Raw genomic sequence first — 19,404 nt, 5'->3', positions numbered from 1 at the left:
GGCCGCGGCGGGCGCAGGTACAATGCGCGGGCACTTTTCCCCCGCGATGACCATGCACCTGATCGATATCGGCGCCAACCTGACCCACGACTCCTTCGACCGCGACCGCGATGCCGTCCTCGACCGCGCACGGCAGGCTGGCGTGGTGCAGATGGTCATCACCGGTGCCAGCCGCGAGCACTCGCCGCTGGCCGTGCAGCTGGCGCAGCAACACCCCGGCTTCCTGTATGCCACCGCCGGCGTGCACCCGCACCACGCGGTGGAATACACCGAGGAATGCGATGCCGAGATGCGCGCGCTGCATGCCCACCCGGAAGTGGTGGCGGTGGGGGAGTGTGGGCTGGACTACTTCCGTGATTTCTCGCCGCGCCCGGCCCAGCACCGTGCGTTCGAGCGCCAGCTGCAGCTGGCCGCGGACAATGGCAAGCCCCTGTTCCTGCACCAGCGCGACGCGCACGCCGATTTCATGGCACAGATGAAGAACTTCGAAGGTCGCATCGGCCCGGCGGTGGTGCATTGCTTCACCGGTGAACGCGACGAGCTGTTCGATTACCTCGACCAGGACTGGTACATCGGCATCACCGGCTGGCTGTGTGACGAGCGCCGCGGCGCGCACCTGCGCGAACTGGTGAAGAACATCCCGGCCAACCGCTTGATGATCGAGACCGACGCGCCGTACCTGCTGCCGCGCACGCTGAAGCCGATGCCGAAGGATCGCCGCAACGAACCGATGTTCCTCTCGCACATCGTGGAGGAACTTGCACGTGACCGTGGCGAGGACGTGGCAGTGACGGCGGCCAACGCGGCTGCCGCGACGCGTACGTTCTTCCGCCTGCCCGGCACTACCGGAGCAGGTCGCGCAGGCCCTCACGGTAGCTGGGGAAGCGCGGCTGCCACGCCAGCGCTTCACGCGTGCCGCGGCTGTCGATGCGCTTGTTGCTCTCGTAGAAGCGCCGCAGCGTCGGGCTCAGTGCCGGATCATCCCAGGCCACGGCCGGCGGCATCGCGAACCCGCCCAGCTGCGCGGCGAAGGCCAGCACATCCTGTGGCGGTGCCGGTTCGTCGTCGCTGGGCAGGTAGAGACCCTGCAGGGTCGGTCGCTGCATCGCAGCGATGATGACGGTTACCAGGTCCTGCACGTGCAGGCGGTTGAACACCAGGCCCGGGCGGATCACGTGGCGTGCACGGCCCTCCGCCAACTGCAGCAGGGCGTTGCGGCCAGGGCCATACAGGCCGGGCAGGCGGAACACCGCCGAGGCGATGCCACGTTCCTCTGCAAGCGCACGCCATTGCGCTTCGGCACGCAGGCGCTGCACGCCGGCTGCTTCAGTGGCATCGGCTGCGCTGTGCTCGTCAACCCAGCCGCCGGCCCGGTCGGCATACACCGACGTGGACGACAGATAGCCTACCCAGCGAAGTGCCGGGCTGACCTGCAGTCCCGGGAACAACAGACGTAGTGCCGGGTCGCCCTCGGCATCTGGCGGCACGCTGCACAGCACGGCCTCGGCCTGCGCGATCTCATCGAGCAGGGCTGACGACGGTGGCGCGTCGGCGCGCAGCTGATGCCGCAGCAGGCCATCGTCCGGCGCCGACGAGGGGTCACGCACCGTGCCGACGACGTGCACGCCCCGTGCCTGCAGATGCGTGGCCAGCACGCATCCGCTCCAGCCCATACCGAGGATCAGCACCCGCGTAGGCAGCGCGCTGGCCTGCAACGGGAGGCTCACGCGCCGCGCAGTGCCTGGTAGGCCTGCAGGCTGCTGTAGGCGACCTGCAGCAGCAGGGCTTCCTGATCGGCCTTGCGTGCACGCGCCAGCATGTCGCCGACGATCTGCTCGGCTTCCACCTGCTGGCCGGCTTCCAGATCTCGCAGCATTGATGCCTTCAACGCCGAGCCCGCCTGGGTGAGGGTGCCGCGTGCGGTGTCCTGCGCGGCATCGGGAATCGGCTCACCGGCAGCTTCGGCCACGGCCAGGCATTCGTCGTACAGGCCGCGCACGATCGCCTCGCCATCATCGGTGGCGACGATGGTGCCGATATCCGCACGCAGCAGGCAGGTAGCGGCGGCCAACGCGGTCAGGAAGGTGTACTTGATCCACTGTTCCTGGCCGATGTGTTCGCTCGCCAGGTGATCAAGATTGGCCTGCGCGCAGGCGGCGGCGAAGGCACGTACACGTGCGGACGCCGCGCCGCCATCGCGCTCGCCGAAGGTGAGCTTGGCCGGCTTGCCCAGATGCAGCACGGCGCCATCGGGTGCCTTGGTGGCGCTGATGAAGCACAGGCCGCCGAGCACGGCGTCGCGGCCGAAGCGCAGGTCCAGCGCGTTGTAGTGGTGCAGGCCGTTGAGGATCGGCAGCACGGTGGTGTTCGCGCCCACGGCCGGAGCAATGGCGTCGATCGAGCTGTCCAGGTCGTAGGCCTTGCAGCTGAGGATGACCAGATCGAACGGCTTCTGCGCGGCCAATGCGGGCAGCGCATCGGCGGTGACGTGCTGCACCGGGAAGCGGGCATCGCCGAGCGGGCTGCGGATGACCAGGCCATCGCGGTCCAGCTGTGCGGCGCGCGCGGGGCGTACGAGGAAGGTTACGTCCACGCCGGCCTGGGCCAGGCGACCACCGAAGTAGCCGCCGGTACCACCGGCGCCAAGGATCAGGATGCGCATTGCACGTTCACCGTTTTCTGGGGGAATCATGATGGCGATTGTGCCGGAGATTGCGGCCAGCGGCGCCCCTGGTGGTGGTTCGCGGAATGCACTGTTCATTGGGGTTGGCCGGGCGCGGCTACCACGGGTAGCAGTGCAAGAACGGAAGTGGATCGCTCGCTGCGCTCGCTCGTGTGGGGCGGTGCTCAGGGCAGCCGTTCGCTGAAGTCCTCGGTGTATCCCAATAGAAGCGTGGTGCGGGCGGCCAGCGTTGTGGCCAGTTGCGACCAGGTGTCATCCGTTCCTGCGGCATAGATGTGCTGCAGATCCGCGACCAGAGCGCTTGCTTCTGCAGGCGACGGTGCGCTATCGCGCTGGAAGCCCAGCCACGACGCGCCAAGCCCGAACAGGCGATAGCCATGGTATTCCTGCAGGTGCCGGATCAGGGCGTGGTTCTGGAAGATGTCCCAGTCCGCGCTGAAGTAACCGTTGGGCAGGGCGGCGATCAGCAGGTCGTGACGGTCCACCGGCACCTGCTGCACGCAGGCTACCTCGTCGACGATCAGGTCCGGCGCGGCATTGGCCGCGACCAGCGCCTCGATGTCCGCGTCATTGCACAACAAAGTGCCCGCCAGCGCGGTCCATTGCAGCCGATGAGAGGAATGTTCGAGCTGTGCGATGACATGCGCCAGCAACCGCTCGCGTGCCGCCAACGCATCGTCGGGGGTCGCCGGGTCTTCGTCCTCGTACAGTGCGATGCGCTCATCGTTAGACGCGTGCATGCTGGTGTAGCGGCACTGGCCGGCATCATCGAGCGTGCACAGGTAGCGATACCGGGGATCAGCCGTTTGTAGTGACGCCAGGTATTCCAGCATCTCATCCAGCGTGGGCGAATCGCCCAGCAACGCATGGCTGAAGGCATCGATGGGGCCGTCCGACACGGCCTTGTCCAATGGAATGGAAGTGATCTTCATCGCCACAGCCTAGCCGCAATTCCAGACGAAAAGAGCCGAGCATCGGCTTGGAACGCTTCATCCACGCATGGCGTGGATCTATCGTGTCGACCAAGGTCGACACCCACCAGGCACCGGCCATGCCACGGATAGTCAGCTTTTGCCGTTGCCGTTGAAGTTGATTCGGCGGGTGCAGGGCCGCAGGCCCTGCAGGCAAAACTCAGCTGCGCATGCCCACGCCGCGGCGCAGCAGCCACAGCGCCAGCGCCGTCAGCGCCACCACGAAGCCGAGCATCAACCCGTAGGCCACCGGCAGCGGCACGTCACTGCTGCCCAGCAGGCCATAGCGGAACGCATTGACCATGTAGAAGATCGGATTCGCATGCGTGGCCGCTTCGGCCCAGCCCGGCAGCAGCTTCACCGAATAGAACACGCCACCCAGGTAGGTCAGCGGGGTCAGGATGAAGGTCGGTACGATCGCCACGTCATCGAACTTCTTCGCATACACCGCGTTGATGAAACCAGCCAGCGAGAAGATCGTCGCGCCCAGGATCACCGTGGTCAGCATCACCAGCGGGTGCGGGATGCGCACCGGGGTGAAGAACATCGCGATGATCAGCACGATCACGCCCACCATCAGCCCGCGCAGCACCGCACCGGCCACGTAGCCCCACAGGATCACCCAGTTCGGCATCGGGCTGACCAGCAGCTCTTCCACGTGGCGACCGAACTTGGCACCGAAGAACGAGGAACTGATGTTGCCGTAGCTGTTCTGGATCACGCTCATCATCACCAGGCCCGGCACGATGAACTGCATGTAGGTGTAGCCGCCCATGTCACCCACGCGCGACCCGATCAGGTTGCCGAAGATCAGGAAGTACAGGGTCATGGTGATCGCCGGCGGCACCAGGGTCTGGCCCCAGATGCGCATGATGCGGGCGACTTCGCGGCGCACGATGGTCATCAGTGCGACGCGGTTGCGCTGGCCGTCGGTCAGCTCGGTGGTGCTCATGCGAATTTCTCCAGGTTGCCGGTGAGGCGCACGAACAGCTCCTCCAGGCGGTTGCTCTTGGTACGCATCGAACGCACGCGGATACCGGACTCGTTGAGCGTGGCGAACACGCGGTTGAGGTCCATTGCGCGAGGCATGTCGATATCCAGCGTGTGCGGGTCCGGCGCGGTCAGCGTCGCGCCTTCGATCACCGGCAGCTGCGCCGGCAGGTCACCGTCGATGTCCAGCAGGAAGCCTTCCACGTCCAGCTTCGCCAGCAGGGTGCGCATCGGCCCCTGCTCGACGATCTGGCCATGGTTGATGATCGCCAGGTGGCGGCACAGGTACTCGGCCTCTTCCAGGTAGTGCGTGGTGAGGATGATCGTGGTGCCGGCGGCGTTGATCTCCTTCAGCACGCGCCACATGTCGCGGCGGATCTCGATGTCCACGCCGGCGGTCGGTTCGTCCAGGATCAGCAGCCGCGGGCGGGTCATCATCGCGCGGGCGATCATCAGCCGGCGCTTCATGCCACCGGACAGCGTGCGGCTCATCACCTGTGCCTTTTCCCACAGGTGCGCGCGCTTCAATTCTTCTTCGGCGCGCTGCTCGGCTTCCTCGCGCGGTACGCCATAGAAGCCGGCGTAGTTCACCAGGATGTCGAAGGGCTTTTCGAACAGGTTGAAGTTGATTTCCTGCGGCACCAGGCCGATCAGGCGCATGGTGGCGCTGCGGCTGCGCACCAGGTCGCTGCCGAACACTTCCACCTGGCCCTCGCTGAGGTTGACCAGGGAGCTGATGATGCCGATCAGGGTCGACTTGCCGGCGCCGTTGGGGCCGAGCAGGGCGAAGAAGTCGCCCGGGGCCACTTCCAGGGAAACACCCTTCAGGGCCTGGGTGCCGTTGTCGTAGGTCTTGCGCAGGTCGCGCACGCGCAGGGCGGGCGCCGTATCGTTCTGGGATGCCAAGCTCGAAGCCTTCGCGCCCATGGGCTGGCGCTGGAGAGGGGCGGGGAGGGGCTATTATAGAAGACCCCGAGGGCTTGCCCCGGCTACACACTGTCCCGAAAAGTCGTGCCTGTTCAATTCCCCCTCAAGCTGGTCGGCTGCCGCATGCTGGCCCCGACCGTCGGCCACTACCAGTTCGTGCGTGACGATGGGCAGCCGCTGGATTTCCAGCCCGGCCAGTTCATCCAGGTCCATTTCAGCTACGCAGACGGCACCGAAACCAAGCGCAGCTACTCGCTGGCGACCATCCACGACCACGCGCTGGGCCCAGGCGAGGCGGTGGATATCGCGGTCAGTTTCGTGCCCGGTGGCGCCGCCACGGCCCTGTTCGAGGCACTGGAGCAGGGCGGCCAGATCAGTGCGTCCGGCCCCTATGGCCGGTTCTGCCTGAACCCCGGCGACCACAACGCCCGTTACCTGCTGATCGCCACCGGCACCGGCGTTACCCCGTACCGCTCGATGCTGCCGCTGCTGGAAAAGGCCATGGCCGAACGCGGTGTGCAGATCGTGCTGCTGCAGGGCGCGCGCAGCCCGGGCGAGCTGCTGTACAGCGAAGATTTCTACAGCTTCGCCGAAAAGCACCCGAACTTCCGCTATGTTCCGTGCCTGTCGCGCGAGTTGCCGGCCGATCCGCACCCGGACGTACAGCACGGCTACGTGCAGCAGGCGCTGGCCGGCTTCACGCCGGACCCGGCCACCGACATCGCCTACCTGTGCGGCAACCCGGACATGGTCGATGCCTGTGCCGAGCTGCTGAAGGCTGCCGGCCTGGGCAACCCGCAGATCCGCCGCGAGAAGTACGTCAGCAGCAAGTAGGCCCGGGTAGTGCCGGCCGCTGGCCGGCAACCGCACGAACCGGAGGCGGCATCACGCCGCCCCCGGTCGCCTGCCTCAGTACGCGATCCAGGCGTCGCGCCAGGCAGAGCCGGTGCCAGGGCGGTAGGGTTCGGCATTGACGTTGCACCACGCACCTTCCGGGAACGGGCGGCAGGCGTAGAGCTTGCCGTCGGTGCCCTTGACCACGGTTTCGCCCGGCGTGTAGCTGCCGATACCGTCCGGATACACGAAGTCATAGTCGCCCGGAGGCGGATCGACCGGATCCGGCAGCTGCGTGTCGAGCTGGAAGCGATGGCCCGGCTTCAGGTAGACGCGGTTCTCGGTGGCCGAGGCGATGGGTGTGATGATGCCGTTCTTCAGTATGCCCACCCGGGCATGCTGGGCAGAAGCGTTGATCTTGCGGCCCAACGCCAGCGGCCATTGCGTGGCGGAGGTCTGCCCGGTGGCAAGGGTGATCTTCGGGCTTTCCAGGTCATTGCCGCTGGCGTTGAACACGCGCAGGGTCAGGGTGGTACCGGTCTCCAGTTCACCCCGCGCGGTGATGGCCCCAGCGTCCTCCCACTCCGGTGGCGGGATGATGTCACCACCTTCAAAACGTACGTCGGCACAGGTATAGAACGCTTCGGCCGAATCCGCGCGTTGCCAGGTGTTATAGATGATGTGCTGGCCAGTACGCTTGGGCAGTGGGCAATCCAGTCGGTAGATGCCGTTGGCATCCTCGTCCACGTGACCCAGCGAGCAGAACTGCTCTAGGTCATCCCAACGCAGCAGGTTGCCCGGTTGCCAGCCTTCGCGGGTTACATAGAAGACCCAGTCGCGGGTCTTGTGCGGAGCCGATGCGAGGTACTCGAAGGTGTATCGGCCGCGGGCATCGGCGCGGATCGGGCTGGTCGACCAGTCCGTGCGATTGAGGTCCATGCCGCGGTACTTTGCATTGCCGCCGCTGCACAGTTCGCCGTCAGGCACGACCTGGCGATGGTTGCCGTCAGCGTCGGCCTGGTTGATGCCGGCCCAGTCGTAGAAGGGCTGTGCGCCACCGATGTCCTTGGCTGCCGCACAGGCCGCGTTGGTCGGATTCTCGGGGTTGGCCTGACGGCAGGCGTAGATGCGGCTGATCGGCTTGGAAAGGGTGCCGTGGGCCTGGGCCTCTTGTGAGGCGAAGAGACCCGCGCACAGGGAGGCAGCAACTGCTGCAAGAAGGTGGGCTTGCATCGATGACGTCCTTTGACGTGTGGAAGGCCCGTCGAGTCTCCACGCAGCAAAGAGCGTCCTCCATTCAACAATTCCGAAAAAAAAGAGGCTGCGAACCCATCGGCCTTTTCCATGCGATCTCCATCGCAATGAGCCTCATGCAGGAGGGGCGACACCAAAGTGCCACCCCCGTCATGCTTAGTACGCGATCCACGCATCGCGCCAGGCCGCACCCACGCCCGGGCGGTACGCCTCGGCATTGACGTTGCACCACGCACCTTCCGGGAACGGGCGGCAGGCATACAGCTTGCCGTCGCTGCCCTTCACCACGGTCTGGCCGGGCACGTAGCTGCCGATGCCCGCCGGGTACACGTGGTCGAAATCACCGCCCGGTGATGGCGTACCCGGGTCCGGCACCTGGGTGTCGAGCTGGAAGCGGTTGCCGTCCTTCAGGTACACGCGATTGTCGGTGGCCGACGCCGACGGCGTGATCACGCCATTGGCAAGCACGCCCACGCGCGCATGCTGCGCACTTCCATTGACCTTGCGGGCCAGCGCCAAGGGCCACTGCGTGGCAGACGTCTGGCCGCTGGCCAAGGTCGCTTCCACACGTTCGACATCGTTGCCGTTGGCGTTGAACACACGCAGTGCCAGTGTCGTACCCACCGGGAGTTCACCGCGTGCGGTGACCGGGCCTGCATCCTGCCATTGCGGTGCCGGTGTCGCACCACCGCCGCCGCCTTCAAAGCGCACATCCATGCAGGTATAGAACGCTTCGGTCGAATCCGAACGCTGCCAGGTGTTGTAGATCACATGCTGGCCGGTGCGCTGCGGCAGCGTGCACTGCAGCTTGTACGTGCCATCGGCCGAGAGCGGCGTATTGCCCAGTGTGCAGAACTCCTGCAGGTCGGCCCAGCGCAGCGGGCTGCCCGGCTGCCAGCCGTCGCGGGTGACGAAGAAGCGCCAGTCACGCGTGGCGTGCGGCGCGGTCGCCTTGAACACGAAGGTGAATTTGCCATTGGCATCGGCCTGGATCGGCGTGGTCTGCCAGTCACTGCGGTTCACGTCCAGGCCGCGGAAGGTCGGGTTGTTGCCGCTGCACAGCTTGCCGTCGGGCACTACGGCCTGGTGGTTGCCGTTGGCGTTGGCCTGGTTGATGCCGTTCCAGTCGTAGAACGCCTGTGATCCGCCGACGGCCTTGGCGGCGGCACAGGCCGGGTTGGTCGGGTTCTCGGGATTGCCCTGGAAGCAGGCATAGACGCGGCTGATCGGCGTGGTCATGGTGCCGTGGGCAAATGCGTCGGCGGCCAGCAACAGGCCGGCGGCGGCCAATGAAGTGGCCAGCAGCAGTGGTGTGGATCGGAATGACATGGCGCTTCCTTGTGGTCGTCGAAAGAGAGCGGTGACCGCAGGAGCTGCGCTGCACGGCGGACTTTCGGCGGCACCACGGCGAGTATCGAGTCGCAGCGCAGGGTGCGGAACCATGGAAATGCCGATCCGTGACTGTGGGTGTGAAGCCCTTCCCGCAGGCTTCACGCGGGACTGAACGGATGCGCCGGCGATCACGTCTTCGGCGTGGCAACGATCACGTCGTGGAGATCCGGCTACGTCGGCGCCATGCCCACGCGATCCGCCTGGCACGAAAAGCAGCCGTGGGCCGCGTTGTGCAGCTGCACGAAGGCCACGGCAGGGTCGGCAAACAGCGCGTCCAGCCGAGTGGAGACATCCGTGCCCTCACTGATCTCTGCGGCCAGCATCAATGCAGCCTGGTCATAGGCGCGCAACGAGATCATCCGGCGCTGCACATACGGGGGCACTTCGCCTGGCGACAGTACGCAACGGGTCACGCCACGCTGCACGAAGATCGGGCCCGAAGCGTGATAGGGCGAGTGCAGGGGCAGATGCACATGGGACAACAGCAGCAGCTCGCTGCCACAGGGTGGATCGCTCAGGCTGATCCGGCAGGGGTGCCCTCCTGTTTCACCGGCCCAGCGACGCTGGATGCCCAGCGCAGCCAGCGCGGTGTCGCTCTTCTCGAACAGGTGCAGGAACGGGCGGTGGTCGATGCCACCGAGGTACCACGCATGCATGGGCGTCTCCTTGGTTTTCCGCCGATTCTGCGCAGGCACCGGCCGCCGTGCTCGCCGTTTTCAGACCCCGCATCTCCATCGGGCCAGCCAGCGCCGCGGGGAACGCAGCACAAGGCGCTAAGATGCGCGCGCCGCCCCGGCCGATGAGCGCCGCATGTCCCTGGATTTCCCCACCATCACCGTGCTTGGCTTCCTGCTCTGCATCGGCATTGCCGTGGGGTTCTCGTTGTTGCTGGTGGTGTTGCGCGGGCAACCGGTGCTGCGCCTGTGGACCGCCAGCCTGTGGCTGCTGACCCTGGGCGTGACCCTGTTGGCGCTGCGACCCTACCTGCCGTTGGCACCGGCCATACTGGCCGGGAATGCGGCGATGGCCGGCTGCGCGGTGCTGATGCTGCGTGGCGTGGCGCTGCATCTGGAACAGCCGCTGCCGCTGTGGCGGCCGTTGTTGATGGCGGCCGCGTTCATGGCCTGCATCTTCGCCTTCCTGATGCTGTGGCCGGACCTGCGCGTGCGCCTGCAGGTGTTCAGTGTGTTCACGCTGCTGGTCGATGGCTGGATCGCGTGGCTGCTGCTGCGGCATGCCCCCGCGCAGCAGCGCACCAGCTGCCGCCTGGCGGCGGCGGTGTTCCTGGCCGAGGCGGCCCTGTACGCGGTGCGCCTGTTCCTGCCGGTGGCACCCGATGCCGGTGAGGACATCATGCGCACCGGTACACCGATGTTCGTCACCTACATTGCCGGTGTGATGCTGGAACTGGCGCGGTGCTTTGCGATGGTGCTGCTGCTGGTCGAACGCATGCTGGTCGATCTGCGGCGTGCGGCGCGCACCGATGGCCTGACCGGGCTGCTCAACCGCAGCGCGGTGCTGGCCGACGGCCAGGCGCAGTTGCAGCGGCTGCGCCGGCAGGGCCGGCCACTGGCCCTGTTGCTGGTCGACGTCGATCACTTCAAGCAGATCAACGACCGCTGGGGCCATCTGGCCGGAGACCAGGTACTGCGCCACTTTGCTGCGGTGCTGCAGCACGGTTTGCAGGGCCATGACACGCTGCTGGGCCGCTACGGTGGCGAGGAGTTCGTGCTGGTGCTGGCCGGCAGCACGCAGGGTGAAGCGATGGCGTGGGCTGTGGCGATCCGTACCGCTCTGCAGCAGAAACCGGCGCGGCTGACCACCGGGCCCGTGACGGTCACCGCCAGCATCGGCCTGGCCATGGACGACGGCCACGGCGACCTGTCCACGCTGCTGGCAGCGGCAGACGCGGCGCTGTACCGGGCCAAGGCCGCCGGCCGCGATCGTCTGGCCTGTGCCACGCCGGCGGAGATTTCGCGTCTGCCCATCGCCGACGACGCCATGCCCGTGTAAGTTGAGTCACATCTTCCGCGGCAGCCCGTCGTGGTTGCCAGGAACGTCCTCCAGGGGAAACGAGCACGATGCAAAGACACCACCTCGCGTTGGCCGCAACGTTGGCCAGCCTGATGCTTGCCGGTTGCAGCCAGTCACCGTCACCCGGCGCCGAAGGCGCCAGTGATGGGCCCAGCCGCCGTTTCGGCATGATCGACTTCCAGCCCTGCACGCTGTCCACTGAAGGCGCCAGCGCCAACGTGGAAGCGCAGTGCGCCACCCTGCAGGTGCCGGAGGACCGGGCCCAGCCCGATGGCCGACGCATCGGCCTGCGCATCGCCTGGCTGGAATCGGGCAGCAGCGGCTCCAGCCAGCCCGACCCGGTGTTCTTCCTGGCCGGTGGGCCCGGCCAGGCCGCCAGCGAAGTGGCGGTCATCGTCGATACCGCGCTGCGCCAGGTGCGCAAGCAGCGCGACATCTTCCTCGTCGACCAGCGCGGGACCGGCGGTTCCAACCCGCTCAACTGCCTTGGCGCGGATGGCAAGGAGCTGGCCATGGACGAGGATGCCGCACCCACGGAAGCCTCGCTGCGCGATTACGCCGAGCGCTGCGCCGCCTCGCTGCAGGGGCGTGCCGATGCGCGCTTCTACACCACCAGTGAGGCGATTGCTGATCTGGATGCGGTGCGTCAGGCGCTGGGCGCCGAGCGCATCAACCTGGTCGGCGGCTCCTACGGTACCCGCGTAGCCCAACGCTATGCCGGTGCCTATCCACAGCACACGCGCAGCATCGTCATCGATGGCGTGGTGCCGAACGAGCTGGTGGTGGGCGGCGATTTCGCCACAACGTTCGAGGATGCGATCGCCCTGCAGTCGGCGCAGTGCCGCAAGGATGCCGCCTGCAGCAAGCGCTTCCCGACCGACACCCGCGCACAGCTGCGCAGCGTGGTCGAGACCCTGCGCCGTGCCCCGGTCTCGGTGGAGTATCGCGACCCCGGCACCAACCAGACCCGGCAGGATGTGCTGAGTCCGGACAGCGTGATCGGCCTCGCGTTCGCCTTCTCCTATGTGCCGCAGTATTCCTCGCTGCTGCCGCTGGTTCTCGATGAAGCCGCGCACGGCCGCTACGCACCGCTGGCGTCGCTGGCACGCGGTGCGAACCGCAGCATGGATTTCCAGATCAACCGTGGCATGCAGTGGTCGGTGATCTGCAGCGAAGATGCGCCGCGCTACCACGCGCCGGCCGAGGATCCCGAGCGCCTGTTCGGCAACGACGTGGCCAGTGCCTTCTTCGCCGCCTGCCCGGTATGGCCGCACCGGCCGGCACCGGCAGCCAATGCCGTGCCGCTGCGCAGTGACGTACCGGCGCTGCTGCTGTCCGGTGAACTGGACCCGGTGACGCCGCCGCGCTATGCCGAGCAGGTCCTCAAGGGCCTGCCCAATGGCCGCACGCTGGTCGCCCGCGGCCAGGGCCACGGCACGCTGACGGCTGGTTGCATGCCGCGCCTGCTTGGCCAGTTCATCGACAAGACCGATGCCAAGGCGCTGGATGCCGGCTGCCTGGACACGCTGAGCTACGTGCCGGCGTTCACCTCGTTCAACGGATGGGAACCATGATCGTCGCCGACAACCTGCACAAGGCTTTCGACACCCGCACAGGCCGTATCCAGGCAGTCGCCAACGTCGGCTTCCGTGCCGAGGATGGCCGCATCACCGGCCTGCTGGGGCCCAATGGTGCCGGCAAGACCACCACCATGCGCATGCTGTACACGCTGATGACGCCCGACCAGGGCAGCATCAGCGTCGACGGGGTCGACGCTGCGCGCAATCCGGTGGAAGTGCGTCGCCATCTTGGCGTGCTGCCCGATGCGCGTGGCGTCTATAAGCGCCTGACCGCGCGCGAGAACATCGCCTACTTCGGCGAACTGCATGGCCTGTCGGCCGAGCGCATCCGCGAGCGCATCGAGGTGCTGTCGCACGCGCTGGACATGGGTGACATCCTCGACCGCCAGACCGATGGCTTCTCGCAGGGCCAGCGCACCAAGACCGCGATTGCCCGCGCGCTGGTGCACGACCCGCGCAACGTCATTCTCGATGAGCCGACCAACGGTCTGGACGTGATGACCACGCGCGCGCTGCGGCGATTCCTGCTGGGCCTGCGCGAAGAAGGCCGCTGCGTGATCCTGTCCAGCCACATCATGCAGGAGGTGGCCGCACTGTGCGATCACATCGTGATCATTGCCAAGGGCACGGTGATGGCCGCCGGCAGCGCCGATGAACTGCGTACGCAGGCCGGCGAATCCAACCTGGAAGATGCGTTCGTGAAACTGATCGGCAGCGAAGAGGGCCTGCACGCATGAGCATGATGTCGACCCTGATGACGGTGATGCGCAAGGAACTGCGCGACCTTTCCCGTGATCGCCGCACGCTGCTGCTGACCCTGCTGTTCGGGCCGCTGCTGTACCCGGTGCTGCTGCTGGGCATGGGCAAGCTGGCTGAGAGCCGGGTGCGCACCCAGATCGAACAACCGCTGCAGATTCCGACCATCGGTGCGGACAACGCCCCCAATCTGGTGCGTTTCCTCGCCGCGCAGGGGCTGAACACCGCTCCGGCACCGAAGGACCTGGCCGAGGCCATCCGCAGCCAGGAGATCGACGTGGCGCTGCGCATCAGCGATGACTTCGGCAAGGACTGGGCCGATGGCAAGCCGGCGCTGGTGGAGGTGATCAAGGACAGTACCCGTCGCGCCGCAGAAGTACCCAGCGCGCGCCTGGAGGCGGCACTGGCGACCTATAACGGCCAGGTCGGTGCGCTGCGCCTGATGGCGCGTGGCATCGACGCGCAGGTGGCGCGGCCGCTGGACGTGGCACGCCAGGATCTGGCCAGTGCCGAAGCCAAGCGCGGCATGATCCTGTCGATGCTGCTGCCGGTGCTGCTCACGCTGACCTCGTTCATCGGCGGCGCCTATCTGGTGATGGACGCCACCGCCGGCGAGCGTGAGCGACAGTCACTGGAGCCGTTGCTGGCCACCCCGGGCTCGCGCAGCGCCATTGTCAGCGGCAAGATCGCCGCCGCCTGCGTGGTCGGTTTCGTGTCGCTGCTGCTGACCCTGGTGGCGTTCAAGGTGAGCGCACAGATCGCGCCTGGCAACATCGGCCGCCAGTTCAACATGAACGTCGGTTCGATGCTGCAGATGCTGCTGGTGATGTTGCCGATGCTGATGATCGGCACCTCGCTGCTGACCTTCCTGTCGGCCGCGGCCAAGAGCATGAAGGAAGCGCAGAGCCACATGACCTGGCTGATGCTGTTGCCGATGATGCCCGGCTACGCGCTGGTGGCCTATCCGCTGAAGAGTGAGCTGTGGCAGTACGCCGTGCCGTTCCTGTCGCAGAACCAGATGCTGCTGAAGGTGATCCGCCACGAGGCCATCACCCCGGCGGTCTGGGCCATCTATCTCGGCGCCAGCCTCGGCCTGGCCGCCGTGCTGTGGTTCGCCGCCGTGCGCCGCTACCACAACGAGCGTCTGGCCATCTCTGGCTGACCGAAAAAGGGGACGGAGGGGATTAAGTCGTTTCTAACCCTCTGTCCCCTTCTTCTGGGGGCGCCCGCGCTTGCGTAGCACCACGGGGCGGCCCAGTGTCTGTTCCACCATCCGCAGGTAAGTTGCATTTCCCAACGGATGCTGCCCGGCACTGTGCGCACGGATTGCGGGCAGGTCAGCGGACGCGTTCATGTCCTGCAGAAACTCCGCATAGAGCATTGCCCGCTGTCGCCGGGTCGGGGCGAGCGCCTGGAATGCGGGATGTTCTGTCAGCATCGGATCGTGGCGTCGCTGCAGGTTTCCATGCACGCTCGACCATGGGTGATCTTCCGGGGCGGTTGTCATGCCCGCACGAACCGGATTGAGTTCGATGTAGCGATAGACGCTGAGCAGATAGGCGTCGCCGTCCACCATCGAAGAATGGAAGCGGCCTTGCCAGAGCGGTCCGCTGCGCTCATGCCGCTGATTGAACGCCTGGACATAGTTGTTACCCTGCATCCGCATCGCATTCGCCAAGCCGACGCCCGTGGAAGGTGTGGCCAACAGATGAACGTGATTGCCCATCAATACGTAGGCATGCAGCGCGACCTGATGCTTCAGGAAGGCGCTGTGCAATAGGTGCAGAAACAGCTGGCGGTCGATATCGTCAACGAAAATCGCCCCCTTGTTCACACCGCGCTGGGTTACGTGGTACGGCTGTTCGGCCAACATCAGGCGCGCTTGTCGAGGCATGGCAGTTCAGGGCTTCAAGGAATCATCAGCCTGCCGCCACGCTGACCGCGAAGGGCATCAGGCGATGCCGCGAGATGGTGTGGGGGAAGGCAGAAGCGACTTAATCCCCTCCGTCCCCTTTTCCATACCGCGCAGGTGTCACGCCCATCTCGCGCTTGAACACGGCAATGAAGGCACTGGGCGTGTCGTAGCCCATCGACAGCGCGACGCTGATCACCGGCTCGCCCGCCAGCAGGCGTGGCAGCGCCAGCAGCACGCGCAGGCGTTGCCGCCACTGGCTCAAGGTCATGCCTGTTTCGGCCTGCCAACGGCGGGCGAGACTGCGGCTGGACAGCCCGCTGGTGGCCGCCCACGCCTCAACACTGCGCAGGTCGTCCGGCCAACGCGCCAGCACCGAAGCGATCTTCTGCAGTCGCCGGTCACGCGGTTGCGGCAGGGCAAGCGGCAGGGGCATGCTGGCGGCAATCTCATCGGCGATCACACCGGCCAGTCGTGCCTGCGCAGCATCCAGTGGTTGATGGGGCCATTGCAGCGCACGTGCTGTCGCCGCCTGCAGCAGTGCATTGGGCTGGAAAATGCGCGGTGTGGTGGGCAGACCCAGGCAGGCCTCGGCGTTGAAGTACAGGCTCCAGCCATCGAACCCGTCTGCGCTCAACAGCGCGTGGGGTAGCAAGGGCGGTATCCAGGCGACATGACCTGCGGGCAGCAGCCAGTGCAGGTCGTCGGCGGCGATCCGCAGCAGCCCCTGGTGCGCACCCAGCAGCTGCCCGCGGGCATGCCGGTGGCGCGCTGTGCGACGCACACCGCGCTGGCGCAGCCGGGCCGCCAGCATCACCGGTCCGTCGGCGGCATCGGCCAACGCTGGGTCGAGAAAGGCGGTGGTTGTCTGATCTGCCATATCGATTGGCAGTTATACGGCAGAAACGTCGAGTCCGGGCCCCGACACTGGAGCCCACTTCAACGGAGCGCTTCCCCATGCAGCCACAGGACATTCTTCCCGACCATCAGAACGACGTGCAGGTGAACGGCCTCACCGTGCGCAAGGGCAGCGTGGGTGCTTTCCTCGCCAGCGTTCGCGACTGGCAGGATCCGTCCAGCGATCCCGCCACGCGCGCCACTGCCGAAGCCGACCTGCGTGCGTTGCTGCCGGGCCTGCATGCGCTGGGCCTGTTCCAGGTGCTGGCCGCGCGCGATCCGGCCCTGCAGCGCCTGATTGATGGCGGTGCCTGAAACGGACAAGGCCCGGATGGACCGGGCCTTGGCGTCATGGACGTGGCAGAAACGACTTAATCCCCTCCGTCCCCTTTTTTGCGGTCAGCCGCCCGGTGCGAACACCAGGGTGCGGCGGGTGGTGACCGGCGCGTTGACCGGCTCGAAGCGCCAGCGCTTGACCGCGTTCAGGGCTTCGCGGTCGAAGGTCCGTCCGGACGTCGCGCGCAGCACGCGGGCGCTGACTACTGAGCCGTCGGTGCCGACGGTGATCTCCACCAGCACTTCGCCCGACGTTCCCGAACGCAGGGCTTCGGCCGGATAGCGCGGCGCCGGCGTACTGACCGGGCGCAGGGTGGGAGCTGCGGCGGCGGCTGCCTGGCGCGCGGCGCTGGCCTGCTGGGCGGCGGCCTGCTGCTGCTTCTGTTCGGCATCGCGACGGGCCGCGGCCTGGCGCTCGGCCTCCTGGCGCTCGTTGTCGCGGCGTGCGGCATCCTGCTGCGCGGCGATCTGCTTGGCTGCGTCGGCTTCCTTGGTGCGTTGTTCGGCCAGGCGCTGCTGTTCGATCTGCTGCTTGCTGCGATCCTCGGCGTCCTTCTTTGCCTTCTCGGCTTCGGTCTCGGTGCGCTTGGCCGCGTTTTCCACACCCTTGGCCAGGCCTTCCTTCAGGCGGGGCAGGGCGGGGGCGGAGGCATCCACCTTCTCGATCAGTGCCACCAGGCGCTGCGCTTCGGTGTAGTCCTCGCGGCCCAGGTGCTGCTCGGCGGCGATCAGGGTGTACGGCAGCAGATCGGTCAGTGCGCTCTTCACCGAGGCGTCGTCCGGCGTCTTGTCGCGCAGGGCGAGGTAGTACTCGATGGCGTTGTCGCCTGCCGGCGCATACATGCGGTTCTCGCGCAGTGCCTGGCTGGCTGATTCACGCAGCTGTTCGGTGCCCATCGACTGCACCTTGGCGGCGACCACCGGGGCGGCCGGAGCAGCGGCCGTGGGTGCGGCGGCGGGGGCCGGTGCGGGCGTTTCTTCCTTGCCCGAGCAGGCGGCCAGCGCCAGTGCAAGGGCAATCGGCAGCCACCGGCGCGCGGCGGTGATCGTTGAGACGTGCGACATCCTGCTCCCCTCTAGAAGACGACGTGACGTAAATCATTGATACGCATGGCCGGGACCTGTGGTCCGGGCGCGGAACGATGACGTTTCCCGACGCCACCGCCGGCAACGGCGAGGGTGCAATCTAGCATCCCGGCCACCGCCGCGTACAAGGGGCGGTGGCCGGGACGGGGCAGCGGCGAAGCGCCGCTGCCGGTTGCTGCATCAGTGGTCGTGCGACTTGCTGTGACTGTTGGACATCAGCTTGTCGGTCCAGGCGATGCCGATCGCCGACAGGATGAACACGCAGTGGATGATGGTCTGCCACAACACGCCTTCCTGGGTCATGGTCGTGCAGGTATCGACGCCAGCGTTGTAGAAGCTGGTCGAAGCCGACGACACTGCTGCTGCCCATTGTTCCGGTTTGCACAGCGGCAGTCCCTTCAGCGCGCTGGTGGCGATGAAAGTCTTCAGCAGGTGGATCGAGGAGATGCCGATGATCGCCATCGCCAGCTTCACCTTCAGCACGCTGGCGTTGACGTGGCTCAGCCATTCCGGCTGGTCCGGATGGCCTTCCAGGCGCAGGCGCGAGACGAAGGTCTCGTAGCCGCCGACGATCACCATCACCAGCAGGTTGGAGATCATCACCACGTCGATCAGGCCCAGCACGATCAGCATGATCTGCTGTTCGCCCATCGAGACCGAGTGGGACAGCAGGTGCCAGAGTTCCTTGCCGAACAGGAACACGTAGACGCACTGGGCAAGGATCAGGCCCAGGTACAGGGGCAGCTGCAGCCAGCGCGAGGCGAAGATCAGCGAGGACAATGGGGACAGGGGGCGAGGACTGTGGCTCATGCAGGACAGTGCGTTTCGGGGGAGCCGCGAGGTTACCGGCCCGCCGTGACGGTGCCAACCCAACTCACGCACTAGACTTCAGGTTCCTTTCCGCACCCCGAGCCGCCGCCATGATCGACCTGTATTACTGGCCCACCCCGAACGGCCACAAAGTGACCCTGCTGCTGGAAGAAGCCGGCCTGGAGTACCGCATCCACCCGGTCAACATCGGCTCGGGCGACCAGTTCAAGCCGGAATTCCTCGCCATCTCGCCGAACAACAAGATGCCGGCCATCGTCGACCATGCTCCGGCCGATGGCGGCGCCCCGCAGAGCGTGTTCGAGTCCGGCGCGATCCTGCTGTACCTGGCCGAAAAGACCGGCCAGTTCCTGCCCAGCGACCCGCGCGGCCGCGTCACCACCCTGGAATGGCTGTTCTGGCAGATGGCCGGCCTGGGCCCGATGAGCGGCCAGATGGGCCACTTCAATGTGTATGCGCCGGACAAGATCCCGTATGCCATCGAGCGCTACGACAACGAGGTGCGCCGCTTGCACGGGGTGATGGACAAGCGCCTGGCCCAGCACGCCTTCCTGGCCGGCGACGAGTACACCATCGCCGACATGGCCAGTTATCCGTGGATCGGCGCCTACGACAAGCTGCCGGTGGACTTCGCCGCGTTCCCGAACCTGAAGCGCTGGCATGAAGCGATTGCCGCACGCCCGGCCACCCAGCGCGCGTATGCCCTGCGTCAGCAGGTGAACCCCAACGCCGGCAAGCCGCTCAGCGACGAAGAGCGCAAGCACCTGTTCGGCCAGCGCTGACCCAGGACAGCGTCATCCACGCATGGCGTGGATCTACTGGTGGTGGGTGCCGACCGTTGGTCGGCACTCGTCCGCACGCCTTATGGGCAAAAGGTCATGCTGCCTTCCTGCACGGGCTTGGTTAGGATGGGGAACGACCGCC

At 66.5% G+C, this 19,404-nt stretch carries 19 protein-coding genes and 1 pseudogene; 8 read left to right on the top strand and 12 right to left on the bottom strand.

The window, feature by feature from the left end:
• Positions 1-52 precede the first annotated feature (52 nt).
• Positions 53-856: pseudogene (locus AC13GF_RS15950) on the top strand (TatD family hydrolase); the annotation flags it as partial.
• Here AC13GF_RS15950 and AC13GF_RS15945 read toward each other — a convergent pair.
• From AC13GF_RS15945 to AC13GF_RS15925, 5 genes are all read right to left on the bottom strand, one after another.
• A complete protein-coding gene (locus AC13GF_RS15945; RefSeq protein WP_483005264.1) occupies positions 843-1,727 on the bottom strand; it encodes a Rossmann-fold NAD(P)-binding domain-containing protein in 885 nt (294 codons plus the stop codon). The pseudogene AC13GF_RS15950 and the gene AC13GF_RS15945 sit on opposite strands and share 14 nt — an antisense overlap.
• On the bottom strand, positions 1,724-2,662 hold the full coding sequence (panE, locus tag AC13GF_RS15940) for a 2-dehydropantoate 2-reductase (RefSeq protein WP_483005263.1): 939 nt from the start codon (positions 2,660-2,662) through the stop codon (positions 1,724-1,726). The genes AC13GF_RS15945 and panE overlap by 4 nt, the downstream gene beginning before the upstream one ends.
• Before the next feature lie 185 nt (positions 2,663-2,847).
• Entirely contained in the window at positions 2,848-3,615 is a 768-nt protein-coding gene (locus AC13GF_RS15935) for a hypothetical protein (RefSeq protein WP_483005262.1), read from the bottom strand.
• Between the two features lie 199 nt (positions 3,616-3,814).
• Complete coding sequence (locus AC13GF_RS15930; protein WP_295558530.1) at positions 3,815-4,606, bottom strand: ABC transporter permease; 792 nt, start codon at positions 4,604-4,606, stop codon at positions 3,815-3,817.
• A complete protein-coding gene (locus AC13GF_RS15925; RefSeq protein WP_483005261.1) occupies positions 4,603-5,571 on the bottom strand; it encodes an ABC transporter ATP-binding protein in 969 nt (322 codons plus the stop codon). The genes AC13GF_RS15930 and AC13GF_RS15925 overlap by 4 nt, the downstream gene beginning before the upstream one ends.
• A gap of 84 nt (positions 5,572-5,655) precedes the next feature.
• Here AC13GF_RS15925 and AC13GF_RS15920 point away from each other — a divergent pair, with 84 nt between their 5' ends.
• Positions 5,656-6,405, top strand: coding sequence for a ferredoxin--NADP reductase (locus tag AC13GF_RS15920; RefSeq protein WP_024958208.1), 750 nt, complete (start codon positions 5,656-5,658; stop codon positions 6,403-6,405).
• Positions 6,406-6,480: 75 nt separating this feature from the next.
• On the opposite strand, the gene AC13GF_RS15915 is transcribed toward AC13GF_RS15920, so the two are convergent.
• The 3 genes from AC13GF_RS15915 to AC13GF_RS15905 form a co-directional block, all read right to left on the bottom strand.
• Positions 6,481-7,638: a lytic polysaccharide monooxygenase gene (locus AC13GF_RS15915; RefSeq protein WP_483005260.1), complete on the bottom strand. Its 1,158-nt coding sequence runs from the start codon at positions 7,636-7,638 to the stop codon at positions 6,481-6,483.
• A 177-nt stretch (positions 7,639-7,815) separates the two neighbouring features.
• Entirely contained in the window at positions 7,816-8,988 is a 1,173-nt protein-coding gene (locus AC13GF_RS15910; protein ID WP_483005259.1) for a lytic polysaccharide monooxygenase, read from the bottom strand.
• Positions 8,989-9,221: 233 nt separating this feature from the next.
• Positions 9,222-9,707 (bottom strand): DUF1203 domain-containing protein, encoded by a 486-nt coding sequence (locus tag AC13GF_RS15905; RefSeq protein ID WP_483005258.1) that lies wholly within the window; start codon positions 9,705-9,707, stop codon positions 9,222-9,224.
• 154 nt (positions 9,708-9,861) lie between these two features.
• Between AC13GF_RS15905 and AC13GF_RS15900 the strand changes: the two genes are divergently transcribed.
• The 4 genes from AC13GF_RS15900 (at position 9,862) to AC13GF_RS15885 (ending at position 14,583) form a co-directional block, all read left to right on the top strand.
• On the top strand, positions 9,862-11,064 hold the full coding sequence (locus AC13GF_RS15900) for a GGDEF domain-containing protein (RefSeq protein ID WP_483005257.1): 1,203 nt from the start codon (positions 9,862-9,864) through the stop codon (positions 11,062-11,064).
• 68 nt (positions 11,065-11,132) lie between these two features.
• Entirely contained in the window at positions 11,133-12,659 is a 1,527-nt protein-coding gene (locus AC13GF_RS15895) for an alpha/beta hydrolase (RefSeq protein ID WP_483005256.1), read from the top strand.
• On the top strand, positions 12,656-13,402 hold the full coding sequence (locus AC13GF_RS15890; RefSeq protein ID WP_126929840.1) for an ABC transporter ATP-binding protein: 747 nt from the start codon (positions 12,656-12,658) through the stop codon (positions 13,400-13,402). The genes AC13GF_RS15895 and AC13GF_RS15890 overlap by 4 nt, the downstream gene beginning before the upstream one ends.
• Positions 13,399-14,583, top strand: coding sequence for an ABC transporter permease (locus AC13GF_RS15885; RefSeq protein WP_483005255.1), 1,185 nt, complete (start codon positions 13,399-13,401; stop codon positions 14,581-14,583). Before AC13GF_RS15890 ends, AC13GF_RS15885 begins: the two co-directional genes overlap by 4 nt.
• A 33-nt stretch (positions 14,584-14,616) precedes the next feature.
• On the opposite strand, the gene AC13GF_RS15880 is transcribed toward AC13GF_RS15885, so the two are convergent.
• Both AC13GF_RS15880 and AC13GF_RS15875 read right to left on the bottom strand, forming a co-directional pair.
• The gene (locus AC13GF_RS15880; RefSeq protein WP_483005254.1) at positions 14,617-15,315 is read right to left on the bottom strand and encodes a transposase; all 699 of its coding nucleotides are present in this window, start codon (positions 15,313-15,315) and stop codon (positions 14,617-14,619) included.
• Between the two features lie 100 nt (positions 15,316-15,415).
• A complete protein-coding gene (locus tag AC13GF_RS15875) occupies positions 15,416-16,213 on the bottom strand; it encodes a helix-turn-helix domain-containing protein (RefSeq protein ID WP_483005253.1) in 798 nt (265 codons plus the stop codon).
• Positions 16,214-16,290: 77 nt separating this feature from the next.
• On the opposite strand from AC13GF_RS15875, the gene AC13GF_RS15870 reads away from it, so the two are divergent.
• A complete protein-coding gene (locus AC13GF_RS15870) occupies positions 16,291-16,545 on the top strand; it encodes a hypothetical protein (protein ID WP_483005252.1) in 255 nt (84 codons plus the stop codon).
• A gap of 84 nt (positions 16,546-16,629) precedes the next feature.
• On the opposite strand, the gene AC13GF_RS15865 is transcribed toward AC13GF_RS15870, so the two are convergent.
• Both AC13GF_RS15865 and AC13GF_RS15860 read right to left on the bottom strand, forming a co-directional pair.
• Positions 16,630-17,631 carry an energy transducer TonB gene (locus AC13GF_RS15865; RefSeq protein WP_483005251.1) on the bottom strand — a complete coding sequence of 334 codons (1,002 nt, stop codon included), beginning with the start codon at positions 17,629-17,631 and terminating at the stop codon, positions 16,630-16,632.
• Positions 17,632-17,832: 201 nt separating this feature from the next.
• On the bottom strand, positions 17,833-18,462 hold the full coding sequence (locus AC13GF_RS15860; protein ID WP_032129129.1) for a TIGR00645 family protein: 630 nt from the start codon (positions 18,460-18,462) through the stop codon (positions 17,833-17,835).
• Between the two features lie 110 nt (positions 18,463-18,572).
• Here AC13GF_RS15860 and AC13GF_RS15855 point away from each other — a divergent pair, with 110 nt between their 5' ends.
• A complete protein-coding gene (locus AC13GF_RS15855) occupies positions 18,573-19,262 on the top strand; it encodes a glutathione binding-like protein (RefSeq protein WP_483005250.1) in 690 nt (229 codons plus the stop codon).
• Positions 19,263-19,404: the final 142 nt, after the last annotated feature.

The sequence above is a fragment of the Stenotrophomonas sp. 22LJNL06-5-1 genome, assembly GCF_056861455.1.
This window is presented reverse-complemented; position numbering and strand designations above follow the sequence as displayed.